We start from the raw sequence: 18,621 nt of genomic DNA on the forward strand, positions 1-18,621 counted from the left end.
CAGCTCCTGGCGCGTCAGTCGCCGGCCGCCGCCTCCAGCATCGAGCGGGGGACCGGCACGCTCTCGAACCGCACGTTGCCCTCCGGCACCAGCCAGCTCATCACCTGTACGGCAAGCTGCCCGGCTCGCACCGCCGGATCGTTGTGATACAGCTCGCGGGCCTCGTCCGGGGCGATGGAGAGCACGACGAAGCCCCGCAGCCGGTCGTCGTCGCCGTGCAGGAACGGCCCGGCCGCGAGCACGAGTCCCTGCTCCACGAGCCCCGCCTGGTGGGCCAGGTGCGTGTTCTGCAACCGGTCGATCGCGTCCTGCGGCAGCTCCGGGGCGTCCGCCGGCCGGACCAGAAGCACGACCGTGTGCTGGTCGAATCGCATGCTCCCACCCTAGGCGGGCCGCCCCCTCGCCGCGGGCGTCCGACCTGGTCACCCGCCCTGGATCGACGAGCGCCAGTTAGGCCACCCTCAGGACGTCGGCTAAGGTAAGGCGAACCTAAGCGCGAACGTGCAGGAGACTCGTGACCACCCTCGCCACCCGGCCGGCCCCGGCCCGCGTCCGGTCCGGCACGCGTACCGGCCGCCGGGTGGCCGTCACCGTCGGCGCCGCGCTGGTGCTGCTGCTCACCGTGCTGGCCAGCTTCGCGCTCGGCAGCCGGCAACTCGGCGTCGACCAGGTCTGGCACGCCCTCGTCGCGCCGGACGGCAGTGACGCCAGCACCATCGTCCGCGAGCTGCGGGTGCCGCGCACCGCGCTCGGCCTCGCCGTCGGGCTCGCGCTCGCCGTGGCCGGCGTGCTGTTCCAGGCCCTCACCCGCAACCCGCTCGCCGAGCCGCGCATCCTCGGCATCAGCGCCGGCGCGTCGTTCGGCGTGGTGCTGGCCATCTCCGTCTTCGGTGTCGGCACGCTCGCCGGGTACGTCTGGTTCGGCATCGCCGGTGCGCTGATCGCCGGGCTGCTGGTCTTCGCCATCGCCACCCGGGCCCGCGAGGGCGCCAGCCCGGTCACCCTCGCGCTGGTCGGCGCGGCGCTCGACGCCAGCCTGGCCTCCGGGGTGTACGCGCTGCTCAGCATCGACGCCCGCACCTTCGAGGAGTACCGATTCTGGGTGGTCGGCGGGCTGGCCGGACGGGACCTGTCGGTCACCGCCCAGGTGCTGCCCTTCGTCCTCGCCGGCCTGGTGCTTGCCGCCCTGGTGGCCCGGGGTCTGGACGCGTTGGCCCTCGGCGACGACGTGGCCCGCGGCCTCGGCAACCGGGTCGGCCTGGTCCGCCTCGGCGGTGGCCTCGCCGCGGTGCTGCTGACCGGGGCCGCGGTGGCGGCGGCCGGGCCGGTCGCCTTCGTCGGGTTGGCCGTGCCGCACCTGGCACGCGCCCTGGTCGGCGCGGACCACCGCTGGACCCTCGCCGTCTCCGCCCTGCTCGGGCCGGCCCTGCTGCTCGGCGCCGACGTCGTCGGCCGGCTCGTCGCCCCGCCCGGCGAGATACCGGCCGGGATCGTCACCGCCCTGATCGGCGCGCCGCTGCTGGCCGTGCTGGTGCGCCGCGCCCGGGTGGTGACCGCGTGACCACCGTCGACCGCATCCCCGACTCCCCGACCACGGCGCCGGACGTCGACGTGTCGCCCGGTGGCGCCGACGCCCGGCTGCCGGGGCGGTCGCTGCTGCGGATCGGCCCGGTCAGCCTGCAGGTCCGCCGCCGCGCGGTGCTGGTGGCTGCCACGCTGACCGTGCTGCTCCTGCTGGCCGTGGTGCTCAGCCTCTCCCTGGGCACCCCGTACGTCGCCCCGGCCGACGTGCTGCGCGCGCTCTCCGGGGCGGGTACCCCGTACGACCTGGTCGTCTTTGACCTTCGGCTGCCGCGGATCGTGCTGGCCGCGGTGGCCGGCGCGGCCTTCGGCGTGGCCGGCACGCTGATCCAGAGCGTGGCCCGCAACCCGCTGGCCAGTCCGGACGTCATCGGCATCACCCAGGGCGCCGGGCTCGCCGCGACCGTGGCGTTGACCAGCGGGGCGGCCGCGGTGCTGGTGGCGCCCACCGCGCTGGTGGGCGGGCTGCTCGCCGCGGTGCTGCTGTTCGCCCTCGGTGCCCGGCACGGGCTGGCCGCGCAGCGGTTCGTGCTCGCCGGAGTCGCGGTCGCCTTCGCCTTCCGGGCGCTGACCGAGGTGGTCATGCTCACCGCCGACCCGATCGACGGGCTGCGGGCGCAGATCTGGCTGATCGGCACCCTGGCCGGCAAGGGCTGGACCGAGGCCGCCTGGATCGCCGGCACGCTGCTGGTGCTGCTGCCGGTGCTGGCCTGGGCCGGATGGGCGCTGAACAGCACCGCCCTGGACGACGACACCGCACGCGGGGTCGGGCTACGCCCGGTGGCCCGCCGCATCGGGCTCGCCGGCACCGGCGTACTCGTCGCCGCGATGGTCACCGCCCAGGTCGGCGCCGTCGACTTCGTGGCCCTGGTCGCGCCCCAGGTGGCCCGGCGGCTGGTACGGGCCGAACGGCCGCCGCTGGTCTGCGCGGCGCTGCTCGGCGCGCTGCTGCTGGTGCTGGCCGATCTGGCCGGCCGACGCCTGTTCGCACCCACCCAACTGCCGGCCGGCGTGCTGACCGCCGCGATCGGCGGGCCGTACCTGATCTTCCTGCTGCTGCGCGGACGGCGGCGGTCCTCGTGACGCCTCAAGGAGTCGTTTGATGCTCTCCACCCGCGACCTGGTCGCCGGCTACGACGAGCGGACCGTGCTCGACGGGCTCGACCTGGACCTGCCGACCGACGCGTTCACCGTGATCGTCGGGCCGAACGCGTGCGGCAAGTCCACCCTGCTGCGAACCATGGCCCGGCTGCTCACCCCCCGCCGCGGCACCGTGCTGCTGGACGGCAGCGCCATCCGCGACCTGCCGACCCGGGAGGTGGCCCGCCGGCTCGGCGTGCTGCCGCAGAGCCCGCTGGTGCCCGAGGGCGTCACCGTGGCCGACCTGGTCGGGCGCGGCCGGCAGCCGTACCAGCGGTGGTGGCGGCAGTGGTCACCGGAGGACGGCGCGGCGGTGGACCGGGCGATGGCCCTGGCCGACGTGGCCAACCTGGCCGACCGGCCGGTCGACAGCCTCTCCGGCGGCCAGCGGCAGCGGGTGTGGATCGCCATGACCCTCGCCCAGGACACCGACGCGCTGCTGCTGGACGAGCCGACCACCTTCCTCGACCTGGCCCACCAGGTGGAGGTGCTGGACCTGCTGCACCGGCTGCGCGTCGAGCGGGGACGCACCGTGGTCGCCGTGCTGCACGACCTGAACCAGGCCGCCCGCTACGCCGACCACCTGGTCGCGATGCGCGCCGGCACGGTGGTGGCCGCGGGGCCGCCCCGGGAGATCCTCACCGCGGACCTGGTCCGTGACGTCTTCGGGCTGGCCTGCGTGGTCGTGCCCTGCCCGGTGACCGGGGCACCCCTGGTGGTGCCCGCGCACACCGGCGGCGCCACCACCCGCCCGGTCACCCCCTCCGCCCAACCCGCCGGCGACGGGAACATCCCGCTCGCCGGCTCGTACCCTTCGAAAGGACTCTGATGCGTCGTCTCGTCGCCGCCCTCGCCGCGGCCGTCGCCCTCGGCGTCGGCCTCACCGCCTGCGGTGAGAGCGACCCGGTCGCCGGCTCCGCCACCGGGGAGACCCGGGAGATCACCCACGCCATGGGCACCACCAAGGTCCCGGCGGAGCCCAAGCGCGTCGTCGTGCTCGACACCGACAAGATCGACACGGCGCTCTCGCTGGGCGTCACGCCGGTCGGCGCCGCCACCGCCGGTGAGGCCAAGAGCTGGCCGACGTACTTCGGCGCGGACAAGCTCGCCAGCATCAAGGAGGTCGGGGTGCTCACCGAGCCCGACCTGGAGGCGATCAACGCGCTGAAGCCGGACCTCATCCTGGGCAGCAAGTTCCGCCAGGAGAAGTTCTACGACGAGCTGTCCGCCATCGCGCCGACGGTGTTCACCGACAAGGTCGGCATCACCTGGAAGGAGAACTTCCTCCTCGACGGCAAGGCGCTCGGCCACGAGCAGCAGGCCAAGGATCTGCTCGCCGCGTACGAGAAGCGGGCCAAGGACTTCGGCGCCACGCTCGGCGACGCCGCCGCCCGCAAGGTGTCGATCGTGCGGTTCCTCCCCGGCAACATCCGGGTGTACGGCCCGGACTCGTTCTCCGGCATCGTCATCGGCGACACCGGCCTGGGCCGGCCCGAGCGGCAGCAGCTCGCCAACAAGGAGGACAAGCGCTTCGACCTGGTCAGCCCCGAGCGGATCAACGAGGTCGACGGTGACGTCATCTTCGTGACCGCCTACGGCGACAAGGCCGCCGCCGAGCAGGCCAAGATGACCGCCGGCACCCTCTGGAAGGGCCTCGGCGCGGTCAAGGCCGGCAAGGCCTACCCGGTCGCCGACGAGGTTTGGATGACCGGCATCGGTGTCGGCGCCGCCAACAAGATCCTCGACGACCTGGCAAAGTACCTCCCCGCCGCCTGACCAACCCCGCGTGCCGCACGCGCTGCGCGCCGCACGCGGCCGTGATCACGCACGATCCAGGAAGTAGTGGTCTCTCTTGACGGGGAGGCCACTACTTCCGTATTCGAGCACGATCATGGCGCCCAGGGGGAGCGGGACCGCGCCCGCAGCGCGGCCCTGACCTCGGCAAGGAAGCCGTCGAAGTCGTCCCGGAGGCGCTTGGCGGTCACGTGCACGACGATCCAGTCGTCGCCGAGCAGCCGGTTGAGTCGCCGGCGGTCCCGGTGGAACTGCTCGGGGTCGTCGTGCCAGAGCCCGTCGTACTCCACCGCGATCTTGAACTGCGGCCAGGCCAGGTCCAGTCTGGCCACGAACCGGCCCTGATCGGCGACGATCCACTGCGTCTGCGGCCTGGGCAGCCCGGCGAGCACGAGCCGCACCCGGGTGCGGGACTCCTGGGGTGACTCCGCACCCGCGTCGGCCAGGTCAACCGCGCGCAGCAGGGACCGCCAGCCCCGCCGACCGGCCCGGCTCAGCGCGTACTCGCGCAACGTCGGCACGTCGATGAGCCGGTTGGCGAGCAGGGCGTCGATGACGACCACCGCCTCGACCACATCGAGCCAACGGGCGAGGTCCCAGCAGGTTCGCGGCGGGCTGGTCACCCTGACCCCCGCCCGGTCCACCGCGTCGCCACAGTCGATCTCCCCATGATGGATCCGAAGACCGGTGGTTGGCCCGATCCGGGTGTCCCTGGCACCAACACGTCGACCGGCTCCGTCAGAGTCGGTGTAGCGCAGCCGTACAGGGCCGCTGCGGCGTTGCCGGCGATGGCCGCGCCGGGCGGGATCAGCCAGCGTCCGACTGGGCGCACCTGGTCAGGTGTGTGAATTTGACCTGGGCATCGGCGTGGACGTCCCGGAAGAGTGGCCGCCACGCGGAGCTGCGTAGGTCGTTGCGGGTCAGCAGGCCCTGCGAGACGGCGACCGAGCCACGGAAGACCCGACCGCGCAACTGGGGCGGCCGGCGAGGAGCTTTCGGCATGGCGTCCAGGCTGACCGATCCCGGTGCCCTACACCGCCCCTGTGGATAACCACGGATCGCGCCTCGGCACCTTCGCTGCCCACTCACCCATGATCTCGCCCGAACAGGGATGTAGTGGCCTCCCGAGGAGAGGAGGCCACTACATCCGGGATCGAGCGTGATCTCGCAGGGCAGCCGCCCCGGCCGGCGAGATGGGTCAGGCGGCGGTGGACCAGATGGCGCGGAAGGCGGCGGCTTCGCCGGCCAGCCAGCGTTCGATCTGGTCGGGCTTGGCGTCGGCGGGCATGTGGTGGGCCTGGCCGCGTCGAACGTCGACCAGGACCGGCTCGGCGTGCGGCAGCACCGCGTCCATGTGCCGGGCCATCAGGTGCAGGGTGGCGAGCACGGACTCCGGACTCGGCGGGGTTTCGTCGAAGTGCAGCCGGACCGCCTCGGCCCGGCCGTCGGCGTGCCGTACGCCGAAATGGGGATTGATCTTGACTGGTAGATCGCCGAGCATGGCCAGGGCGTCACGGGTCTGGGCCAGGTCGACGGCGGACGGCTCGCCCAGGGAGTGCAGCCAGGCCGTGGCGCCGGGAACCAGCGCCTGGTAGAGCGGGCGCCAGCGTGGCTTGACCACGTCGACCACGCCGGTGAGGTGGGTGCCACCGGTGTGGAAGGCGATGTCGGCCTTGAGGGCCTTGACGAACTGGCCGTGCGGGTTGAAGCCGGAGCGGCTGGCCCGCTGCTTGCGCAGGCCGCCCACGAAGGTTGCCTTGGTGGGGCCGTTGCGGTCGACGTAGCGGGTGAAGCCGAGCAGTGTGGCGTAGGGGGTGAGGGGCGTGGAGGCGGGCGCGGTCACGGGCGTCCTCCCAGGTCAGGATCTCGATTAGTACATACATTCTAATCGACGGGTCTGACATTGCCCAGCGGGAGAACTGGCGAAGCGGGTGGGCCGATCGGTGCCGGTTCGCGGCCACCGGCGGTCAGTCGGCCCGGGACGGTTTCGGGGGCGCGAAGGCGGCGGTCAGGCGGCTGACGCCGAACTCGAAGGCCTCGTCGAGGTCGCCGCCGAGGTTGAAGGCGCCCGCGTACTCCATGCTGACGAAGCCGTTGGCCCAGGCGGTGAACATGCGGGCGGCCTCCAGGGCGTGCTCGGGCCCGGCGAGGGCGGCGGCGACGCGCAGGGCGGGGGCGCTGGCCTGGGTGAGGGCATCGAGGCTGGGCCGGGTCTCCCGGCGGCTGTTGGCGAAGATCAGCTGATAGCCGGCCGGGTGTGCGTGGGCGAAAGCGCGGAAGGTGCGGGCCAGCTCGCCGAGGTCCCTGCCCGGGTCGCCGCTGCTGGCGACGGCGCTGAGCTGCTCGCCCATGTCGCGGACGACGGCCTCGGCGACGAGCTGGATCAGGGCGTCGCGGTTGCGGACCCGCTTGTAGAGCGACGGGGCGCGCACACCGACCCGTTCGGCGACCGCCTGCATGGTCAGGCGCGGGAGTCCCTCCGACTCCAGGATGCCGCGTGCGGCCTCGATGATGTCGGCGAGCGACGTCCGGTCGGGGGTCGGCATGCGGGTGCTCCTTCCGGGGCTGGGCGACGGCCGTCACCATGATAGCTATAGCGCTTAGCCATGATAGCTATGTACCGTAGCCATACGAGACGTGACGTCACTTCGGGAGGCACCCATGAAGCTCGGGCCACACCTGCACCGCATCGGCAACGACATCGTCGCCGTCTACCTGATCGAGACCGAGGAGGGTGTGACCGTCGTCGACGCCGGGCTCTCCGGTCACTGGCGGGAGCTGGTGGCGGAGCTGTCCGGTATGGGCCGCTCGCTCGCCGACGTTCGGGGGCTGATCCTCACCCACGGCGACACCGACCACATCGGGTTCGCCGAGCGGCTCCGACGCGATCACGGCGTGCCGGTCTACGTGCACGGTGCGGACGCCGCCCGCGCCCGCGGCGAGGTCAAGCCCAAGGCGTCCTTCGGGAAGGTCAAGGTGGGTGCGACTGCGCGCTTCATCTGGTACGCGAGCCGCAAGGGCGGGATGCGCACGACCCACCTCACCGAGGTGACCGCCGTGGAGGACGGTCAGGTGCTCGACCTGCCCGGTGCCCCGCGCGTGATCGGGATGCCCGGCCACTCGCCGGGCAGCATCGCCGTGCACGTGCCGGTCGCCGACGCGGTGTTCGTCGGGGACGCGCTCACCACCCGGCACGTGCTGACCGGCCTCCAGGGCCCGCAGCCGGCGCCGTTCACCGACGACCCGGCGCTGGCGCTCGCCTCACTCGCCCGCATCGAGGACCTGCCGGCGACGTGGATCCTCCCCGGTCACGGCACCCCGTGGAACGGAGGCGTCCGCGAGGCGGTGCGCCGGATCAGGGCGGTGGCCGAGGCCCGGTGAGCGGAATCGGGCCGAGGCCGACGCCGGTGGTGTGCCGGAGGCGAGTTCCGCCTCCGGCATCGAGTCAGAGCTGGCCGACGTCGGTGATCCGGATGACGGCGGCGCCGATCTCGTCCGAGGCGGCCAGGTCGACCTCGGCACTGATACCCCAGTCGTGGTCGCCGTCCGGGTCGTCGAAGATCTGCCGGACGGTCCACCGCTCCCGGCCCTGCTCGATCATGAGCAGCGCCGGTCCGCGTGCGTCCGGCCCGATCCCGATCGAGTCGTACGCCTCGAAGTACGGACCCAGCGCGTCGGCCCACGCGTCGTAGTCCCAGCGGTCACCGGCGTCCAGTTCGGCGAGCAGGTCCCAGCGGCGCAGCGCGGCCAGCTCGACCCGGCGGAACAGCGCGTTGCGCACCAGCACCCGGAACGCACGCGCGTTGCGGGTCACCGCCGGCGGCCGGTCGGTCAGGGCTGCGTGCGCCTGGGCCACCTCCGCCACGTCGGACGGGTTGCGCAGCCGCTCCCACTCGTCGATGAGGCTGGAGTCGACCTGGCGGACGAGCTCGCCCAGCCACTCGATGAGGTCGATCAGCTCCTCGGTCTTGGCGTCCTCGGGCACCGTCTGCCGCAGCGTCTTGTACGCGTCGGCCAGGTAGCGCAGGACGAGGCCCTCCGAGCGGGTCAGCCCGTAGAACTGCACGTACTCGGTGAAGGTCATCGCCCGCTCGTACATGTCGCGGACCACGGCCTTGGGGGAGAGCTGGTGGTCGGCGACCCAGGGGTGCCCCTGCCGGTACATCTCGTACGCGGCCTCCAGCAGCTCCGCGAGCGGCTTCGGGTGGGTCACCTCGTCGAGCAGTTCGAGGCGGGCCTCGTACTCGATGCCCTCGGCCTTCATCGCGGCGACCGCCTCGCCGCGCGCCTTGAACTGCTGCGCGGAGAGGATCTGCCGGGGGTCGTCGAGGATCGACTCGACGACCGAGAGGACGTCCAGGGCGTACGACGGTGACTCGGCGTCGAGCAGTTCGATGGTGGCCAGGGCGAGGGGGGAGAGCGGCTGGTTGAGGGCGAAGTCGAGCTGGAGGTCGACGGTGAGGCGGATCCGTCTGCCGGTCTCGTCCGGCTCGGGCAGTTCCTCGACGACCCCGCCGGCGCGTAGCGCCCGGTAGATGGCGATGGCGCGGCGGATGTGCCGGCGCTGCGCGGCGGCGTCCTCGTGGTTGTCGGTGAGCAGGTGCCGCATCGCGGTGAACGCGTCCCCGGGCCGGCCGATGACGTTCAGCAGCATCGAGTGGCTGACCTGGAAGCTGGAGGTCAGCGGCTCCGGCTCGGCGTCGACCAGCCGGTCGAAGGTGGGCTGACCCCAGCCGATCGAGCCCTCCGGCGGCTTCTTGCGGACCACCTTGCGCCGCTTCTTCGGGTCGTCACCGGCCTTGGCGAGGGCCTTCTCGTTGTCGATCACGTGCTCGGGGGCCTGCACCACGACCCGGCCGATGGTGTCGAAGCCGGCGCGGCCGGCCCGCCCGGCGATCTGGTGGAACTCGCGGTTCTTGAGCAGACGGGTACGGACCCCGTCGTACTTGGACAGGCCGGTGAACAGCACGGTGCGGATCGGCACGTTGATGCCGACGCCGAGGGTGTCGGTGCCGCAGATGACCTTGAGCAGGCCGGCCTGCGCGAGGGTCTCGACCAGCCGGCGGTACTTGGGCAGCATGCCGGCGTGGTGGACGCCGATGCCGTGCCGGACCAGCCGGGACAGGGTCTTGCCGAAGCCGGACGTGAACCGGAACCCGCCGATCGCCTCGGCGATCATGTCCTTCTCGGCGCGGGTGCAGACGTTGACGCTCATCAGCGCCTGGGCGCGTTCCAGCGCGGCGGCCTGGGTGAAGTGCACCACGTACACCGGGGCCTGCTTGGTCTCCAGCAGCTCCTCGAGCGTCTCGTGCAGCGGCGTCATGGCGTACGAGAAGATCAGCGGGACGGGCCGCTCGGCCGAGCGGACGACGGCGGTCGGCCGCCCGGTGCGCCGGGTCAGGTCGTCGACGAACCGGGTGGTGTCCCCCAGGGTGGCGGACATCAGGATGAACTGGGCCTGCGGCAGCTCGATGATCGGCACCTGCCAGGCCCAGCCCCGGTCGGGCTCAGCGTAGAAGTGGAACTCATCCATGATCACCTGGCCGACGTCGGCCTTCGAGCCCTCGCGCAGCGCCAGATTGGCCAGGATCTCCGCCGTGCAGCAGATGATCGGGGCGTCGGCGTTGACGCTGGCGTCGCCGGTCAGCATGCCGACGTTCTCGGCGCCGAACACCTCGCAGAGGGCGAAGAACTTCTCCGACACCAGCGCCTTGATCGGCGCGGTGTAGAAGGTGGTCCGGCTGTCCGCGAGGGCCGCGAAGTGCGCGGCGACCGCCACCAGGCTCTTACCCGAGCCGGTGGGCGTATTCATGATCAGGTTGGCGCCGGAGACGATCTCGATGACCGCCTCCTCCTGATGGGGGTAGAGGTCGAGGCCGAGATCCTTCGCCCAACCGGCGAACGCGTCGAAGAGGGTGTCGGGGTCGGCGCTTGTCGGCAGCGCGGCGGTGAGCGTCATATCCCGTCCATGGTGCCTGGATCATGCCCCCCGGTGCCAACCGGGTCGCCGCGACACCCTTACCGGTGGCGGTAGATCAGGTCGGCGACCGGCCGGCCGGCGGTGTGCGCCCGTCGCTCGAACTTCGTCACCGGGCGGTGCGCCGGACGCGGCGCGAACCCGCCGTACGCGTCCACCAGCCCCGGATCCGCGTCCAGGGTCTGCCGCATCGCCTCGGCGTACTCGGCCCAGTCGGTCGCGCAGTGCAGCGGGCCGCCCGGGGTCAGGCGGGAGCGCAGCAGCGCCACGTGTGCCGGCTGGATGATCCGCCGCTTGTGGTGGCGGGCCTTCGGCCACGGGTCCGGGAAGAAGACGTGCACGGCGTCCAGGACGCCCTCGGGCAGGCCACGGACCAGGTCCAACGCGTCGCCCCGAGCCACCCGCACGTTGCCCAGGCCGGCGCTGTCCACCAGGTCGAGCAGGTTCGCGATTCCCGGCGTGTGCACCTCCACCGCCAGATAATCTCGGTCCGGGTCAGCGGCGGCCATCGCGGCGGTGCTGTCGCCCATGCCGGAGCCGATCTCCAGCACCACCGGCGCCCGGCGGCCGAACAGGCCGACGAGGTCGACGGGCTCGTCCGACACGTCCAGGCCGTAGCGGGGCCACAGCCGGTCCAGCGCATCGGTCTGCCGGCCGCTCATCCGGCCCCGTCGGGGGTGGAAGGTGCGGATCGCCCGGCTCGTGGGCGGGGCGGCGGGGTCATGGTCGGTGGCGGTCACAGCGACCCGAGCGTACGCGACCCGGTCGGCGGATCGGATGTGATGTGCGACCGGGAATGAGAGGATCCAACTGGTACGGCAGGCCGGCTGGTCCGCTTCCCGGCACGGCCGCACGGCGTCGAGAGGGGGCATCGTGACAGTGACCCGCGGCGGCGTGACCCTGTCGGTGGTGACCATGCTCGCCGGCCTCCTGCTGGCCACCGCTCCCGCACACGCCGCCGCCCGCGCACCCGACACCACGCCCGTTCGCGTGCCCACGGCCGCTCTCGTGCTCGCCGCGCCCGCGCTCGGCGCGCCGCAGCCCGGCCCGCCCGGTGGCGCACCCCAGCCCAGCCCGGTGGTGGATGTCTTCGTCGAGGTGAGCCCGAGCACGGTGCAGCCCGGCTACCTGGTCGGCATCCGGGCCAGTTGCCGGGACAACTCGGTGGGGGCCACGGTGGTCTCCGATGCCTTCGGCGCGGTCGGTGTGCAGCCGCAGCGCGGGGTGCTCACCGCCGCGCCGATGGTGCGCGAGCGCACCCGCCCCGGCAACTACCGGGTCAAGCTGGAGTGCCGCGACGGCGAGACCGCCTCGACGATGCTCCAGGTGGTCAAGAAGATCCAGCCCAGTCGGGGTCCGGCCACCGGCTTCGGCGGCGCCGCCGGTGGCATGACCGGCAATCTGCTGCTGCCCGGTGGCGCGGCGTTGACCATCGCCGGGTTGATCCTCGCCGTGGTGGCCCTGCGCCGGCCGCGCGTCTCCCGCCGCTGAGGCCGCCATGGAGATCTTCCGCCCCTCGCAGCCGCCCGCCGACCGTCCGTCGGTGGCCGGCCGCCCGCCGACCGCCGTCGCGCCCCGGCGCAGCCGTCCGCCCGGCCGTCCGCCCGGCCGCAGCCCCTGGACGGTGCCGGTGGCCGTGGTGCTGGTGCTGGCCGGCGTCTTCGCCACAGGGGCGGGGCTGGGCCGCTCGGTCGGCCCGCTCGACTGGGCGCCGGCCGGCGGTGACCGGCCGGCCCGCAGCGAGACGGTCGGACTGTCGGCCAGCCGCCCGGTGCGCCTCTCGGTGCCGGCGATCAAGGTCGCCGCGCCGGTGGCGCCGGTCGGGCAGGCGCGGGACGGCTCGATCGCCGTACCCCCGCTGGAGCGGCACAACGAGACCGGCTGGTACGACCGCGGGCCCACGCCCGGCGAGCCCGGCCCGGCGGTGATCGTGGGACACGTGGACACCAAGAGCGGGCCGTCGGTCTTCTACGACCTGGGCAAGCTGCATCCCGGCGACCTCATCGAGGTGGCCCGGGCGGACAGGTCGGTGGTGGTGTTCAAGATCGACACGGTCGAGCACTTCCCGAAGGACCAACTGCCCGCCGAGCGGATCTACGGCCACGACGGCCCACCCGGGCTGCGGCTGATCACCTGCGGTGGCCAGTTCATCGGCGGCCGCACCGGCTACGCCGACAATGTCATCGCCTTCGCCACCCTCCAGTCCTCCCGCAAGCCCTGACATCGCCTGCCTCCGGCCTTGATCGACACGGTCTCAGTGATGTAGGGGTGTCCCGCTGGCCCGGACACCCCTGCATCGCCGATCCCGAGTGGATCAAACGATCTCCGGAATGACCGACTAGGGCTGGGGGACGTGCAGGGCCACCTCGAACTCCAGCAGGCTGGCGCCGGTGGAGACCGGCGGGCGGGGCTTGTCGCCCGGCGCGGCGGCGTGGGCGGCGCGGGACGGACCCGCGGCCCATGCCTGGTACGCCTCTTCGCTCTCCCACTTCGTGTAGACGAAGTAGCGGGTCTCGCCGGCCACCGGCCGGAGCAGCTCGAAGCCGAGGAAGCCGGGGGAGTTCTCCACCGCGCCGGCTCGCGCGGCGAACCGCTTCTCCAACTCCGCGCCGGCACCCGGTGGGACGTCGATCGCGTTGATCTTCACAACTGCCATCCACTCACCCTAACCAGGCTCAGAACGTCTCGACGACGGGTACCAGATCGGCGTCGACCACGATCGGGGCGTGATCGGAGGGGCCCTTGCCCTTGCGGGCCTCCCGGTCCACGTACGCCGAGCGGACCGCCCGGGTGAACGGCGCGGAGGCGTACACCAGGTCGATCCGCATGCCCTTGTTCTGGTGGAACATCCCGGCGCGGTAGTCCCAGTAGGTGAACGGGTGCGGCCCCTTCATGGGGGTCGGCACCACGTCGCTCAGCCCCAGATCGCGCAGCGCGGCGAGAGCCGCCCGCTCGGCCGGCGTGACGTGCGTGGAGTGGGTGAAGACGGCCGGGTCCCAGACGTCGGCGTCGGTCGGGGCGACGTTGAAGTCGCCGCAGACGGCCAGGGGCAGCCCGCCGGCCAGTTCCGCGTCCAGCGCGTCACGCAGCGCCGCGAACCAGGCCAGCTTGTACGCGTAGTGCGGGTCGTCCGGCGTACGGCCGTTGGGCACGTACACCGACCAGACCCGCACCCCGTCGCAGGTGGCGGAGATGGCCCGGGCCTCCGGCTCGGGGAAGCCGGGCTCGCCGGCGAACCCGACCCGGACGTCGTCCAGCCCCACCCGGGACAGGATGGCGACCCCGTTCCAGCGGCCGTCGCTGTGGCTGGCCACGGTGTAGCCCAACTCGCCCACCTCGGCCACCGGAAAGGCGCCGTCCGGGCACTTGGTCTCCTGCAGGCAGACCACGTCCGGCCCGGTGCCGGCCAGCCACTCCAGCAGCCGGGGCAGCCGGGCCTTCACCGAGTTCACGTTCCAGGTTGCCAGGCGCATGTCTCCAGCCTGCCGCATCCGCCCCCGCGACGCCGGGTCAGCTGCCCGGGGTGTCGCCGGGACGGGTCTGTTCGGCCAGGAACCGTTCCAGCTCCGCGCCGAGTTCGTCGGCGGTGGGCAGCGGGCCGGCGTCCGGCGCGAGCAGGCTCTTCTCACCGCGGCCCCGGGCGAACGCGTCGTACTGCTCCTCCAGGGCCTGGACCAGGGCGGCGGCGTCCTCGGTCTGAGCGACCTGCCGGTCGATCTCCACCCGGACCACCTCGGCGGCCGAGCGCAGCCCGTCGCCGGGCAGCAGCAGCCCGGTGCTGCGGGACACCGAGGTGAGCAGCACCTCGGCGGCGGCCGGGTACTCGGTCTGCGCCACGTAGTGCGGCACGTGGGCGGCGAAGCCGAGCGCGTCACGGCCCTGCTCGCCGAGGCGGAACTCCAGCAGGTGACCGACGCTGCCGGGCACCTGGACCCGTTGCAGCCAGGGCTCGTACCCGGCGATCAGCTCGGGCCGGGTGGCGTGCGCGGTCACCCCGGTCGGCCGGGTGTGCGGCACCGCCATCGGGATCGAGTTGAGCCCGACGGTGAGTCGGACGTCCAGGCGGGCGGTGAGCCCGGCGACCGCGGCCACGAACCGCTCCCACTGCAGGTCCGGCTCCGGGCCGGTGAGCAGTAGGAACGGGGTCTCGTCGTCGTCGTGCAGCAGGTGCAGCTCGAGCTCGGGCGCGTCGACGCTCTCCCAGTGGTCCTCGACGAAGGTCATCACGGGGCGCCGCGAGCGGTAGTCGAAGAGCTGGTCCACGTCGAAGGTGGCGATCGGCCGGCTCTCCAGCGAGGTGAGCAGCTGCTCGCGGGCCAGCCGGCTGGCGTTGCCGGCGTCCACGAACCCGGTGAGGGCCTGGATCATGACCGGTTGCCCGAGGTCGGGCAGATCGTCGGTGAGCTGGTAGAGCTCGTGTGGGTCGAGCACCGGTGCGGACCTCCCTGGAATGTGCCTACGGGATGCCCGCGACGGACGGCACCCGGTTCGGGCAACGTACCCGCCATCCTGGTGCATTCCTGCTCGGGGCGATCCGTCGCCCGGTGGATGGGCGCGACCGGACTAATCACCCGATTACGCCGCCAGGTCGGCCCTGCCGCCCGATCGGCCGAGGGTGGTTCAGCCCAAAGGCCGAGTTTGTCGATCATGTCGGTGCCCGGGGTCGGATGTCCGTCCGTGTCGCGTGCCGTCCCGGCTGCGTGCGACGCCGGCTTCATCCGGTACGCGAGGTCCATTCCCCGGGCGGGTCGACGCGCCCCGGTCGTCCACCGGGAGGGCCCGGATCTGTGGCGAGCGCCACGTGATCACCGTGCGTGATCGGGGTTTCCGCCTGCCTAGCCTCGGTTGATGCGTGACGACGGCACCCTCGACGACCCGTACGCCCCGAGCAGGCCCACTGCCGATATGGAGGATGGCACCTCAGCCGAACGGACAACCGCCGCGAGCCGGATCCGGGCGTACGCCCGGGACCTGACGGGTCGACGCCGGGCACAGGTGGCGCTCGCCACCGGCGTGGTCTGCTGCCTCGGCCTGGCCGCCGTCGCGCAGGTCCGCGACGAGAGCGCCGGCGCGGTGCGCTCCGATTCGCTCGCCGGAAGCTCGGAGCTGGTGCAGCGTGCCGAGCAGCAGCGTGCCTCCCGTGGTCTCGACCGGGCCGCCGTCCCGGCCACGCCCACCGCCACCCCGTCCGCCGCCGACCCGGACACCACCCGGTCGGCGCGCAAGGCCGCTCCGGCGCGGCCGACCGACCCGGCCCCCGTCGCCGGGCTGGATGAGGACCAGATGGAGAACGCCGAGGCGATCGTCCGCACCGGCCGCAAGATGGGCGTGCCCCGCCGCGGCCTGGTGATCGCTGTGGCCACGGCCATGCAGGAGAGCAACCTGTACAACGTGGCCAGCGGCGTGCTGCCCGAGTCGCAGGACTATCCGCACCAGGGCGTCGGTTGGGACCACGATTCCGTCGGACTGTTCCAGCAGCGCTCCAGCAGCGGCTGGGGCCCGGTGGGCCGGCTGATGGACCCCGAGTTCGCCACCAGCCAGTTCCTCAGCGCGCTGGAGCAGGTGCCCGGCTGGCAGCAGATGCGGCTCACCGATGCCGCCCAGGCGGTGCAGGTCTCCGCGTATCCCGAGCACTACCAGCAGCACGAGTGGCGGGCCAACCGGGTCGTCGACGCGATCGTGCCGGCCGGGCGGTAACCTACCGGCCACTATGGACGGTTGGGGTTGAGCCTGTCGGGTCCCGGGTACATCCGTTGCGGGTTCGGGGTACACATGACAGCGGGATCACCGACAGGAGGACGTCATGTCACTGATGCAGCGGATCAGCATGTTTCTGAGATCACCCAAGGGGCAGCAGTTGGTCGACCGGGGTCGGCGCGAGCTGGCCAAGCCCAGCAACCAGCAGAAGCTCAAGGGGTTGGCGGCCCGGCTGTCCAACCGCCGCCGCTGACCGTTCCACCGGCCGTACCGACCCCTGGGGAGACCCGGTGACCGACACCCCACCCGTCGGCGGCCAGCCCGCCGCGCCCACCCCCCAACCGTCCGCCAACCTGCCGATGGACGCCCCCGAGGGGCCGCCCGCCCGGCTCTGGGACCGGATGCGCGCGGATCCGCAGTACGCCCCGGAGCACCTCGCCCTGGAGGCGGTGCGCCGGCTCGGGCCGGAGGCCGTCCAGTGGGCAGCCCGGGCCCGGGCTGATCAGGCTGGCGTCTCCGCCGAACTCCTTGCGGACCAGGCGGCCCGCAAGTTCCTCAATCTGGCCCGCCTCTCCGGGGCCGTCTCCGGCGCGGCCGGGCTGCCCGGCGCCGTGCTCGACGTGGGTGTGCTGGCCTGGACCCAGGCGCGGATGGTGCTGCACATCGCCGCCGCGTACGACGTCGACCCGTTGCACACCGACCGGGCCACAGACCTGCTGGTGCTCCAGCGGGTGCACAAGGTCGCCGAGAGTGCCCGACTGGCGCTCGGGGTGGCCGCCGGCCGGGAACGCGCCGACGCGCTCTTCGGCCTGGGCGGCCAGCGTCCACTCGGCCACGTCATGCTGCGACTCGGCGTGCGGCTGGCCCAGATGGCCGGCGTCCGGGCGGCCAAGCGGATGGTGGCCAAGATCGTGCCCGGCGCGGCGATCGTGCTCGGCACCTGGGCCAACTCGTCGGCCACCAGGGATCTCGCGGAGCGATCCCGTGCGCTCTACCGCCCGCGCGGTGCGAGCTTGCCGGAGCCCCGCCGCCCCTGACCCGCCGCTCGCGGGCGCGTCCGGCCGGTCAGTCGGCCAGGCCCGAGGCGCGCCAGGTGACCTCGGCGAGCCGTCCCTGCCCGCCTGCGTTGGGGTGGAACCAGTCCAGCGGGTTCAGCAGGTCCAGGGTGAACCGGACCTTGTGCACCGCGCCGCCGTCGTGCCGGCAGCGCGACCCGTACGCCCGGCAGGCGGCCACCAGTTGGGCGTTGTAGGCGTCATCCGCTCGCGGACGGCGGCCCGGCGGGCGCGGTCCGCGGGTGCCGTCGAGGTCGCGTCGGCCAGCAGAGCGGGGCAGACACCCCGCCGCCAGGCGCGCACCGCCCGCGGGTCGCCGTGCCCGACCTCCCAGAGCCGGTACAGGTCGGGAATGCTCACCGCCAGCACCCGGGCCTTCGGTCGGCCGGTCCGCAGCACCCGCAGGCCCCGGTCGACGTCGGCCCGGAACTGCGCCACCGGTGTCATCGCGTCGATCCCACCCCGGCAGGCGTCGTTGGCCCCGATCAGCACGGTGACGTAGTCGGCGCGGTCGCGTACCGCAGCCTTCGCCTGGCCCTCCAGCGCGTCGGCGCGGGCCCCCGGCCGGGCGTGGTTGTACGTCCGGTCGCGGATCGCGGAGTCCTGGTCGAGCAGCCGCCGGTAGAGGCTGCGTACCCGCTGGCCGTCCCCGGTCGACCAGGAGTTGCGCTCGCAGGAGGTGAGCACCAGGCAGGAGGCGAAGCCGGTGCTGATCGAGTCGCCGAGCGCGGCGATGCCACCGGGGCCACCGGGCTTCGGGGTGTCGTTGGTGGGGCGGGGGCTCGCCGAGGTGCCGCCCTCGCACGCCAGCGTGACCAGCGCCGCGAGACAGGCCAGCGCGGTGACCCAGCGTCGAGGCATGACATCCCCCGTCTTCACAGCACAGAGCGACATTGCGGTAACTCTATGCGTAGGAAGCGGTTCATCGGGAAGTTGCTGTCGGGTATGCGGCAGAGCGGCGCCGCGACCGCCTGCGGCGTGCTACATGCATGCCGCCCGAGGGACGCCTTGCGGGACGGTTGGATGATCGCCGCCCCGGCGGCGCGGGCCATGGGAAGAACGCCAGCCGGTTAACACAGGCGATCTGGGGTAGGTCGGAAGGTATGACGAGATCGCAGCCCCGGCGCGCCCGTGGCACGGTCGGCCACGCGTACAGCGCTCTGAACCTCCGGCTCACCCTCGCCGGCTTCGGACTGGTGATCATGGTGCTCTTCGCGGTGCTGGCGTTCTGGGCCGACCTCGCCTGGCTCGGCGTGCTCTGCGCGATCTTCGCCGTGGTCGCCGTGGTCGACCTGGTCGTGATCCAGCGCCGCCGCGCCGCCCGCCGCCGCGAGCAGCCGGGCGTCCGGCACTCACTGTTCGAGTGACAGGAGGACG

21 protein-coding genes and 1 pseudogene are annotated in these 18,621 nt (G+C 72.8%); 11 read left to right on the forward strand and 11 right to left on the reverse strand.

Translation table 11 applies throughout. The features are described from left to right. Positions 1-14: 14 nt before the first annotated feature. Positions 15-374 (reverse strand): YciI family protein, encoded by a 360-nt coding sequence (locus ACWD5O_RS05020; protein WP_450084639.1) that lies wholly within the window; start codon positions 372-374, stop codon positions 15-17. Positions 375-514: 140 nt separating this feature from the next. Here ACWD5O_RS05020 and ACWD5O_RS05025 point away from each other — a divergent pair, with 140 nt between their 5' ends. Genes ACWD5O_RS05025 through ACWD5O_RS05040 form a run of 4 tightly spaced genes read left to right on the forward strand, consistent with a single transcriptional unit; the run spans position 515 to position 4,497 of the window. Then, the gene (locus tag ACWD5O_RS05025) at positions 515-1,561 is read left to right on the forward strand and encodes a FecCD family ABC transporter permease (RefSeq protein WP_450084640.1); all 1,047 of its coding nucleotides are present in this window, start codon (positions 515-517) and stop codon (positions 1,559-1,561) included. Beyond that, entirely contained in the window at positions 1,558-2,664 is a 1,107-nt protein-coding gene (locus tag ACWD5O_RS05030) for a FecCD family ABC transporter permease (RefSeq protein ID WP_450084641.1), read from the forward strand. The genes ACWD5O_RS05025 and ACWD5O_RS05030 overlap by 4 nt, the downstream gene beginning before the upstream one ends. Positions 2,665-2,683: 19 nt before the next feature. Beyond that, positions 2,684-3,550, forward strand: coding sequence for an ABC transporter ATP-binding protein (locus tag ACWD5O_RS05035; RefSeq protein WP_450084642.1), 867 nt, complete (start codon positions 2,684-2,686; stop codon positions 3,548-3,550). Continuing rightward, positions 3,550-4,497 (forward strand): ABC transporter substrate-binding protein, encoded by a 948-nt coding sequence (locus tag ACWD5O_RS05040; RefSeq protein WP_450084643.1) that lies wholly within the window; start codon positions 3,550-3,552, stop codon positions 4,495-4,497. The genes ACWD5O_RS05035 and ACWD5O_RS05040 overlap by 1 nt, the downstream gene beginning before the upstream one ends. Positions 4,498-4,610: 113 nt before the next feature. On the opposite strand, the gene ACWD5O_RS05045 is transcribed toward ACWD5O_RS05040, so the two are convergent. The 4 genes from ACWD5O_RS05045 to ACWD5O_RS05060 all read right to left on the reverse strand — a co-directional run bounded on the left by ACWD5O_RS05045 (position 4,611) and on the right by ACWD5O_RS05060 (position 7,061). Continuing rightward, entirely contained in the window at positions 4,611-5,138 is a 528-nt protein-coding gene (locus tag ACWD5O_RS05045; protein ID WP_450084644.1) for a hypothetical protein, read from the reverse strand. 184 nt (positions 5,139-5,322) lie between these two features. Continuing rightward, entirely contained in the window at positions 5,323-5,517 is a 195-nt protein-coding gene (locus ACWD5O_RS05050; protein WP_354964065.1) for a hypothetical protein, read from the reverse strand. Between the two features lie 196 nt (positions 5,518-5,713). Beyond that, complete coding sequence (locus tag ACWD5O_RS05055; protein ID WP_450084645.1) at positions 5,714-6,358, reverse strand: hypothetical protein; 645 nt, start codon at positions 6,356-6,358, stop codon at positions 5,714-5,716. 124 nt (positions 6,359-6,482) lie between these two features. Then, a complete protein-coding gene (locus ACWD5O_RS05060; RefSeq protein WP_450084646.1) occupies positions 6,483-7,061 on the reverse strand; it encodes a TetR/AcrR family transcriptional regulator in 579 nt (192 codons plus the stop codon). 115 nt (positions 7,062-7,176) lie between these two features. On the opposite strand from ACWD5O_RS05060, the gene ACWD5O_RS05065 reads away from it, so the two are divergent. Continuing rightward, the gene (locus ACWD5O_RS05065; protein WP_354964068.1) at positions 7,177-7,896 is read left to right on the forward strand and encodes an MBL fold metallo-hydrolase; all 720 of its coding nucleotides are present in this window, start codon (positions 7,177-7,179) and stop codon (positions 7,894-7,896) included. A gap of 64 nt (positions 7,897-7,960) precedes the next feature. Here ACWD5O_RS05065 and ACWD5O_RS05070 read toward each other — a convergent pair whose 3' ends face one another. Together ACWD5O_RS05070 and trmB are read right to left on the reverse strand one after the other, a co-directional pair. Then, positions 7,961-10,474, reverse strand: a complete 2,514-nt coding sequence (locus tag ACWD5O_RS05070) for a DEAD/DEAH box helicase (protein WP_450084647.1) — start codon at positions 10,472-10,474, stop codon at positions 7,961-7,963. A gap of 59 nt (positions 10,475-10,533) precedes the next feature. Continuing rightward, positions 10,534-11,232 carry a tRNA (guanosine(46)-N7)-methyltransferase TrmB gene (trmB, locus tag ACWD5O_RS05075; RefSeq protein ID WP_450084648.1) on the reverse strand — a complete coding sequence of 233 codons (699 nt, stop codon included), beginning with the start codon at positions 11,230-11,232 and terminating at the stop codon, positions 10,534-10,536. Between the two features lie 130 nt (positions 11,233-11,362). On the opposite strand from trmB, the gene ACWD5O_RS05080 reads away from it, so the two are divergent. Then, positions 11,363-11,983, forward strand: coding sequence for a hypothetical protein (locus ACWD5O_RS05080; RefSeq protein WP_354964329.1), 621 nt, complete (start codon positions 11,363-11,365; stop codon positions 11,981-11,983). A gap of 7 nt (positions 11,984-11,990) precedes the next feature. Continuing rightward, positions 11,991-12,713, forward strand: a complete 723-nt coding sequence (locus tag ACWD5O_RS05085; RefSeq protein ID WP_354964071.1) for a class F sortase — start codon at positions 11,991-11,993, stop codon at positions 12,711-12,713. Positions 12,714-12,830: 117 nt separating this feature from the next. Here ACWD5O_RS05085 and ACWD5O_RS05090 read toward each other — a convergent pair whose 3' ends face one another. Genes ACWD5O_RS05090 through ACWD5O_RS05100 form a run of 3 tightly spaced genes read right to left on the reverse strand, consistent with a single transcriptional unit; the run spans position 12,831 to position 14,923 of the window. After that, the gene (locus tag ACWD5O_RS05090; protein WP_354964072.1) at positions 12,831-13,148 is read right to left on the reverse strand and encodes an antibiotic biosynthesis monooxygenase family protein; all 318 of its coding nucleotides are present in this window, start codon (positions 13,146-13,148) and stop codon (positions 12,831-12,833) included. 19 nt (positions 13,149-13,167) lie between these two features. Continuing rightward, positions 13,168-13,965, reverse strand: a complete 798-nt coding sequence (locus tag ACWD5O_RS05095; RefSeq protein WP_354964073.1) for an exodeoxyribonuclease III — start codon at positions 13,963-13,965, stop codon at positions 13,168-13,170. A 37-nt stretch (positions 13,966-14,002) separates the two neighbouring features. Further along, the gene (locus ACWD5O_RS05100) at positions 14,003-14,923 is read right to left on the reverse strand and encodes a proteasome assembly chaperone family protein (protein WP_354964074.1); all 921 of its coding nucleotides are present in this window, start codon (positions 14,921-14,923) and stop codon (positions 14,003-14,005) included. A 417-nt stretch (positions 14,924-15,340) separates the two neighbouring features. Here ACWD5O_RS05100 and ACWD5O_RS05105 point away from each other — a divergent pair, with 417 nt between their 5' ends. The 3 genes from ACWD5O_RS05105 to ACWD5O_RS05115 all read left to right on the forward strand — a co-directional run bounded on the left by ACWD5O_RS05105 (position 15,341) and on the right by ACWD5O_RS05115 (position 17,226). Then, positions 15,341-16,189 carry a peptidase M23 gene (locus ACWD5O_RS05105; protein ID WP_450084649.1) on the forward strand — a complete coding sequence of 283 codons (849 nt, stop codon included), beginning with the start codon at positions 15,341-15,343 and terminating at the stop codon, positions 16,187-16,189. Positions 16,190-16,295: 106 nt separating this feature from the next. Beyond that, on the forward strand, positions 16,296-16,442 hold the full coding sequence (locus ACWD5O_RS05110; protein WP_354964076.1) for a hypothetical protein: 147 nt from the start codon (positions 16,296-16,298) through the stop codon (positions 16,440-16,442). Positions 16,443-16,479: 37 nt separating this feature from the next. Beyond that, complete coding sequence (locus ACWD5O_RS05115; RefSeq protein WP_450084650.1) at positions 16,480-17,226, forward strand: EcsC family protein; 747 nt, start codon at positions 16,480-16,482, stop codon at positions 17,224-17,226. Positions 17,227-17,254: 28 nt separating this feature from the next. Here the strand turns inward: ACWD5O_RS05115 and ACWD5O_RS05120 are convergent. Beyond that, a pseudogene (locus ACWD5O_RS05120) lies at positions 17,255-18,105 on the reverse strand (GDSL-type esterase/lipase family protein). Between the two features lie 242 nt (positions 18,106-18,347). On the opposite strand from ACWD5O_RS05120, the gene ACWD5O_RS05125 reads away from it, so the two are divergent. After that, positions 18,348-18,611 (forward strand): DUF6343 family protein, encoded by a 264-nt coding sequence (locus tag ACWD5O_RS05125; RefSeq protein WP_089016751.1) that lies wholly within the window; start codon positions 18,348-18,350, stop codon positions 18,609-18,611. The last annotated feature ends 10 nt before the right edge of the window (positions 18,612-18,621 follow it).

It is taken from the genome of Micromonospora sp. NPDC005161, from assembly GCF_053599855.1.